Genomic DNA, 503 nt, shown 5'->3' with positions numbered 1-503 from the left:
ATTGCACACTGGGGTGGTGCTACACTCAGACAATGGGGCACCGATGAAAGCTCAAACCATGCGCATGAAAGCGTATGAGCTTGGGGTACTCACCTCTTACAGCAGACCGCGTGTCAGTAATGACAACCCGTTTGCAGAGTCTTTATTTAAAACCTGCAAGTATCGCCCTAATTGGCCTATCGATGGCTTTAAGAGCTTAGATGCGGCAAGACGATGGATGCTGAGCTTCACGCGCTGGTACAACAATGAGCATAAGCACAGTCAGCTGAACTTTGTGACGCCCAATCAGCGCCATACGGGTGAGGATAAGGAAATACTGGCGAAGCGTCTGCTCACGATGCAGCGCGCTAAAGATGAAAACCCGATACGTTGGGGAACTCAGGAGGTGAGGAACTGCGAGCCTGTAGGGCCAACAACGCTAAATCCTGTAAAAGAGCAACAACAGCAAAGATTACAAGCCGCTTAATTTAGCTTGATGGTGACAACTACCTTGAAAAACTCCG

General features: G+C 49.3%; 1 protein-coding gene. It reads left to right on the top strand.

Features of this window, described 5'->3' with window-relative positions; all coding sequences use genetic code 11:
- The coding region (locus EI164_RS16690; RefSeq protein WP_225739377.1) for an integrase core domain-containing protein at positions 1-466 on the top strand (466 nt) is incomplete at its 5' end.
- Positions 467-503: the final 37 nt, after the last annotated feature.

This window comes from Psychrobacter sp. FME13, from assembly GCF_014861395.1.
Lineage (GTDB): Bacteria > Pseudomonadota > Gammaproteobacteria > Pseudomonadales > Moraxellaceae > Psychrobacter.
The sequence above is the reverse complement of the archived record's forward strand: the minus strand, read 5'-3'. Positions and strand labels throughout refer to the sequence as shown.